Source organism: Citrobacter sp. wls718 (genome assembly GCF_005280945.1).
GTDB lineage: Bacteria > Pseudomonadota > Gammaproteobacteria > Enterobacterales > Enterobacteriaceae > Citrobacter > Citrobacter gillenii.
The window spans coordinates 1-6505 of the sequence record NZ_SZWV01000069.1 but is presented as its reverse complement, the minus strand read 5'-3'; the positions used below and the strand labels follow the sequence as shown (position 1 = coordinate 6505).

The 6505-nt window shown below is 53.1% G+C and carries 6 protein-coding genes; 1 reads left to right on the top strand and 5 read right to left on the bottom strand.

What is annotated here, in order from left to right; translation table 11 throughout:
* Nucleotides 1–209: 209 nt before the first annotated feature.
* Entirely contained in the window at nucleotides 210–1685 is a 1476-nt protein-coding gene (gene xylE / locus FDW95_RS13940; RefSeq protein ID WP_096758731.1) for a D-xylose transporter XylE, read from the top strand.
* A 44-nt stretch (nucleotides 1686–1729) separates the two neighbouring features.
* On the opposite strand, the gene psiE is transcribed toward xylE, so the two are convergent.
* The 5 genes from psiE to yjbE all read right to left on the bottom strand — a co-directional run bounded on the left by psiE (nucleotide 1730) and on the right by yjbE (nucleotide 6167).
* Entirely contained in the window at nucleotides 1730–2140 is a 411-nt protein-coding gene (psiE, locus tag FDW95_RS13935) for a phosphate-starvation-inducible protein PsiE (protein ID WP_096758732.1), read from the bottom strand.
* Nucleotides 2141–2315: 175 nt separating this feature from the next.
* Nucleotides 2316–4412, bottom strand: coding sequence for a YjbH domain-containing protein (locus tag FDW95_RS13930; RefSeq protein ID WP_115259712.1), 2097 nt, complete (start codon nucleotides 4410–4412; stop codon nucleotides 2316–2318).
* Nucleotides 4412–5149, bottom strand: coding sequence for a capsule biosynthesis GfcC family protein (locus tag FDW95_RS13925; protein ID WP_115259713.1), 738 nt, complete (start codon nucleotides 5147–5149; stop codon nucleotides 4412–4414). Before FDW95_RS13925 ends, FDW95_RS13930 begins: the two co-directional genes overlap by 1 nt.
* Nucleotides 5146–5784 (bottom strand): YjbF family lipoprotein, encoded by a 639-nt coding sequence (locus FDW95_RS13920; protein WP_115259714.1) that lies wholly within the window; start codon nucleotides 5782–5784, stop codon nucleotides 5146–5148. The genes FDW95_RS13925 and FDW95_RS13920 overlap by 4 nt, the downstream gene beginning before the upstream one ends.
* 140 nt (nucleotides 5785–5924) lie before the next feature.
* Nucleotides 5925–6167 (bottom strand): exopolysaccharide production protein YjbE, encoded by a 243-nt coding sequence (yjbE, locus tag FDW95_RS13915; RefSeq protein WP_096758736.1) that lies wholly within the window; start codon nucleotides 6165–6167, stop codon nucleotides 5925–5927.
* Nucleotides 6168–6505: the final 338 nt, after the last annotated feature.

Genomic DNA, 6505 nt, shown 5'->3' with positions numbered 1-6505 from the left:
TTTGCATTGCTGTTACGATTATTTTCTTTCGTGCTCGCCATCACTGCAATTTTATTTCTCGCCTGAGCGGACATTAATTAAACAGAGTGAAGATCACAGAAAAGACAAAACGTAATTGCAATGTAAAAAATGATAATTGTCATACCTGCCTGTTAAATCCACCATCACAACACTGATAAAAAGAGCTGTATCTTCTAAGGCAGGTCTGAATGAATACCCAATATAATTCCAGTTATATTTTTTCGATTACATTAGTTGCCACATTAGGAGGACTGTTATTCGGCTACGACACCGCCGTCATCTCCGGTACCGTTGAGTCCTTAAATACGGTTTTTGTCGCCCCACAACATCTGAGCGAATCCGCCGCAAACTCACTGTTAGGCTTCTGCGTCGCCAGCGCGCTGATTGGCTGTATCATCGGTGGTGCGCTGGGTGGCTATTGCAGTAACCGCTTTGGTCGTCGCGATTCACTCAAAATCGCCGCGATCCTGTTCTTTATTTCCGGCATCGGTTCCGCATGGCCGGAATTAGGATTTACCGCCATTAATCCGGATAATGCTGTTCCTGTTTATTTAGCCGGATACGTCCCCGAATTTGTTATTTATCGCATTATTGGTGGTATCGGCGTCGGTTTAGCCTCCATGCTCTCACCGATGTATATCGCAGAACTGGCCCCGGCACATATTCGTGGAAAACTGGTTTCCTTTAACCAGTTCGCGATTATTTTCGGGCAACTGATGGTCTACTGCGTAAACTATTTTATTGCCCGTTCCGGCGACGCCAGCTGGCTGAATACCGATGGCTGGCGTTATATGTTTGCCTCTGAAAGCATTCCTGCCCTGCTGTTTTTAATACTGTTGTATACCGTACCGGAAAGCCCACGCTGGCTGATGGCGCGCGGCAGACACGAGCAGGCGGAAGGTATTCTGCGCAAAATTATGGGCAGCAATCTTGCTACCCAGGCGATGCAGGAGATCAATCAGTCACTGGAGCACGGTCGCAAAACAGGCGGGCGTCTGCTGATGTTTGGCACTGCGGTCATCGTCATCGGCGTCATGCTGTCCATCTTCCAGCAGTTTGTCGGCATCAACGTTGTGCTCTACTACGCGCCGGAAGTTTTTAAAACCCTGGGCGCCAGCACCGACGTCGCGCTGTTGCAGACCATCATCGTGGGCGTAATCAACCTGAGCTTCACCGTGCTGGCGATCATGACGGTCGATAAATTTGGCCGCAAACCGCTGCAAATTATTGGCGCACTGGGTATGGCCATCGGCATGTTCAGCCTCGGTACTGCGTTTTATACCCAGGCTTCTGGTCTGGTGGCGCTGCTGTCGATGCTGTTTTATGTTGCGGCATTCGCCATGTCCTGGGGCCCGGTGTGCTGGGTACTGCTGGCTGAGATTTTCCCCAACGCGATCCGCGGCAAAGCGCTCGCCATTGCGGTAGCCGCCCAGTGGCTGGCGAACTACTTTGTCTCCTGGACCTTCCCGATGATGGACAAAAATTCGTGGCTGGTTGCCCATTTCCACAACGGTTTCTCCTACTGGATTTACGGTTGCATGGGCATTCTGGCGGCACTGTTTATGTGGAAGTTCGTACCGGAAACCAAAGGCAAAACGCTGGAAGAACTCGAAGAGCTGTGGGAACCCGCAGCAGAGAAAACGCAGCCCGCGTCTGCGCAGTAATCAACGTAAACAACACGCCGCAGCCCAATGCGGCGTGTTATTTTTTACTCACGCTTCAACCGTTTGGAATTACACAGCCACAGCGTGATCACCAGCAGCAGGATCGCCGCGGAATAGATCAACACGTCCATGGGAGCTTTATGATCGACGATGATCAACCGCACAATCGCCGTGATCCCGATATAAACAAAGTAGCGCAGCGGAAAGTGAAAACCTGACTGAAAGTACTTCACAATCAGCGCGATAAATTCAAAGTAGAGGAAGTAAACCACCAGCCCTTCCACCAGCTCATATTTGCTGGTTTGTTCCGGCGCGAACAGCACATCCGCCAGATGCAGCGTCTCTTTGCCGAGGAATACCACCAGAATCAGCCCCAGACTCAGTAGCCCAAGATTCAACACAGTCTGTAACATCGTGGAGATAAACTCCACGCGCGGACGAGATATCGGCGTCATAGCAGCCCCTTTTGCTCAATGGCGAAGTTCCTGTATAACGCAAAAATGTGACGGAGATCTACATTTTTTGTTTATGTTTTGTTCACACAACGGTTCTTGCCGGATGGCGGCTTTGCCTTATCCGGCCTACCGTAGGCCCGGTAAGCGTAGCGTCACCGGGCGATCAACATTCACATCAACGGAAGTTCTCACTCCTGTCACTGGTCATATCGTACAAACCAAACTTACGCCCAAGCTGCTGACCACCGTCGCGCGTCAACGGCGTCCAGCCAATTGCCGCACGGCTGCGGGTTGGTCCCGAAGAGAAGAGATCCAGCGGCACGGAGACATACACGCCTTTGGTGAAATCACCTTCCCCATACTCATCCGGTGATGCATCGGTGAGGGTTGCATAACCGCCGACCACCACGCCGCTGTCGAAGCGTTTGGCGATTTCAAGGGTCCCGCCTTTATCGCCCGCCAGGTACTGCCCCACGCTGGCTTTTACCAGTACATCCTGGGCAAACGACGGGTTCCAGTACGCCGTCAGATGTCCGGTCTTCACGCTGTAGTCGGTGAATTTCATCATGTCCTGCGCACTGCGCCAGTCACGCTGCTTCACATAGTTGGCGTCAACGCCAAACGCCCAATTGCTGTCCAGTGGACGGTACAGCACTTCAGCACCCGCGCCGCCAAACATGGTTTCCAGATAGCCACCGTACACTTGTCCGTAAAACCCGTTGCCGAGTGACTGGAAGTAGTTGGCCTGCAGGTTATTCACATACACATCGTTCTGAACGTAGTCACGGACGTGAGTACGGACCCGCGGCAAATGTGAATCACTGGGCGGATTGGTATAGTTAAACTTGTCGTAGTTATTGGCCAGGTTAGCAAACAGACTGCCGGTCGTGAGCAGATGGTCTGTCACCCACAGATCTGCCGTTCCCATGACACCCAGCTGATACATATAGAAGTTTTCCGGGCCGCCCACGGACTGGTTGAGTACCGGATCAATGTGAAAATCAAAGCGTGATTTATCGATATACCAGCCCTGCTCGGTGGTCTGCGGCACCACGGGCTCCACGCGCTTTTGCGCCAGCGGTGTTTCATGGCCCAGCGGCTCGCCTTGCAGATGATCCTGCAGACTCGCAACATCTGTTTCGGTGGTGACCTGCGGTAAATTCAGGCGATTTTCCGTAATACGGATCGTACGGATCCCCTCAGGGAGATCGTTCATTACGATCCGATTTGCCCGTTCGATCCCTTCCCGCGAGTCACGGTATTTCACCTGTTCGCCGGTCACGTACAGCGTATCGCCCTGCACCTGGAGTTTCGGATCCGCCAGCCCGGCGTTGTATTTCAGTAGCGTGAGCTGATTCGCCACCACCGAATGTTGCAGGATGGCATCCTGCGGCTGGGGCTGATATTGCGGTCGCGCGTTGTCGTTATACGTTGGTCGCAGATCGTTGAAGTTCGTGCGTAGCGTGACGCCGAACATAAAGGTATTACCGCGCTCGTAGCTGAGGTTAACGTCGGCCCAATCGGTGACGCGGTAAATGGCGCCGACGTTAAACTTGCTCTTCTGATCCAGCTTGCCGGCAAAATCCTGCTGGTAGTTGTTACCCTCATATTCCAGCTTCAGGCGCAGCGGCTGCCAGGGTGTCTGGTATTCCACGCCGCCAAACAGTGACGCTGGGCCGTGGAACATCTGGCTACCGTCGATGGAGCCCGCCTGTTTATAGCTGTTATCGCGATAACAGAATTTATCGCTGTACGAGCACAGCGGATTACTCACATTGCCGCTGGTACCAAGATATCCCCAGCCAAGACCAAGCGAGAAATCAAACGGCCCCCAGGCTTTGTTGGCCACGATGTATTCCGCATCAAACAGACCAGTTCCGCCGATATCCCGTGCGCCAACCGCGACCTGCGGCATCCAGTAGCTCTCTTCCCACAATCGCAATTTGAGATCGAACGCTTTGTCTTTATACGTCTGATCGCCTGAAAATGACTCCACGCTGCTGTATTTTTTGGTGCGCACATCGGTATAGCGTAAGGTCGTTTCCAGCCACGGGAACAACTGCACCGACGCGGAGTAGTAGCGGTACTGATCGTTATCGCGGTAGTTGAGGCTCATTTCCCCTTCACGCGCCATCCGCGCGGTTGGCGTTTGCAGCAGCCCCACGCCGCCAAAGTCAGACTGGGAAGGCCCAATCGGCGCAGGGTACGTTTCACCGTGGCAGGCCGTGCTGATACCCAGCGCCAGCAGGCTGAGCAGATAAGTTTTTCTCATTATTCAGGTATCCGCTGGGTCAGAGTGCGAAGAATGTCGGCATTGATTTGATCCGGGGCGCGGCTCCAGACAGAGTCAGACAGCCCAACAAAAATGATGCTGCCGGGTATCGGCTCAACGTGACGTTTATTCCAGTAAGCGACCGGTACTTTTTGCGTGCGTCCATCGGGATAGACCACCCACGCATAGCTGCGATCTGCACCGCTCAGCAGACTTTGTCCGGCGAGATAGCTGGCGATATCACGCCCTGGCATAAACGGCTGTTTACCCGGATGATTGATCGCGCCAAACAGGGTGATTTCCGTTGGCTGAGGCCCAACCCACAGCGTGTAGTTGCCCTGCAACGGCGGATTCCCCCGTTCACTCACCCGCACCGCGTCCGGGTCGAGATTCACCCGCTGTCTGCCGGTTACCTTCAGGGTCTGAATTTGCTGGCGTAGCGTGTTGATAGCGGCTGCATCGTCGCCGCCTTCTTCTGCACTCAGCGCCGCCAGCCGTCCCAACAGCGCCTGTTGCTGGCGCTGCGCGGTAACCGTCGCCAGCTCTTCCCCGATCACCGCCGCGGGCCACCAGCTATTCGCCAGCGTGGGTTGACCCACCAGATCGATAAGATGTTCCGCGCCGGTCAGCGTTTTCGGTTCTGCACTGCCTGAGGTGATCACTTTTACCGTTCCTGCGGCAAAAACAGATGCCGCACAAAGGCTAAAAGTCAGCGCGGTAATCATTCGTTTCATCATGATTTTGCCGCCTTGATCAGCGTGGTCTTCACCGGGAAATAATTCGCACCCAGATACTGCTCTGACTGGCGAATCATCCCGTCACTGTCGATCCAGTAACGGTTATGCCAGCGAGTCCGATCGGTGGTGACTTCTTCATCCAGTACGCGTACCGGGGTATCTTCGCTGGCAACCCGAATGCTGTCAGTGCCGTCCCATCTGAAGACCGAACGGGCAGTGGCGTAGCGCACCTGCTTATGCTCGGTCCAGCCCATCGTGCGGGTCCAGGTGACGCCATCAACAATCTGGTTTGGTTTGATAAGCGGGTCCGCCGCCAGATTATTCACCGCGATCAGGTTGTCTCCGCCCAGCAGCGTTTTCACCAGACGCCCGTGTTGCGTTACGAGCATGGCCTGGTCCTGGGTGACCCATTTCTGCTGCCCGTTTTCAGCGAAAGCGAGCACCACAAACAGCTGCGGACCGCCGTTAAGCTGCATGTACTGGCTGGCGTAAGGCATGTTGTGGATATCATCATCCGTCATCTGTACGCCAGGAGTACCCAACACGCTTTGCCACAGCGAATGACCCAGCCCTTCGGTGGTAGCTGAACACGCCTGTAATAACAGACAAACCAATATGAGCGCTGGTCGCATCACGACGTTTCTCCGCATTATTGCCGGGTGGCGCGACGCTTACCCGGCCTACAAATCCCACAGGCTTTTGGAAATTCAAAATAACCACACCGAAGTGTGGTTATGGTTAATCCCCTTCATACTTCAGGGGCTACGTACCGGAATTACTGGGTACTGGTGGTCGTGGTGGTGGTGGTTCCGGTATTCGAACCATCGCCACCGCCGGTTGCCGCCAGGGCGACCCCCACCGCGGAGCTTACGGTGCTCACGCTGGTTGCGGAGGAACTTCCTGCCGAAACCGACGCGGCTGCCGACCCTGCCGCCTCCCCCACCTGAACGGGGGCAGCATAGACAGAGGTCGTCGCAAGCGCAGATATAGCCAACAGGCCATACAGTACTTTTTTCATCACAATATCCCTTCATTGTATGAATGGAGATTTACCCAAAAGAATTTCGGGCGAGATCGAGTATACACAACCGAAAGTGTGTAAATTACGCCGCGCAGGAATTTAGGATAATTAGAAAAAAGTGGGAGCTAACATTATTAAAAAATATACAAATCAATATAAATCAATCACATGGAATAAATACATAAATAATGCAACATCCGTAAAATCTGAAAATCATTGTGTTAAATCTAACGTGGTATAATTATTTTAGGATTAAACTCAATTAAATCCCATGTAATGCGGAAGACAAGATAAATTATCTTATAAAAAAAGCCGGGTAATGACTCCAACTTATT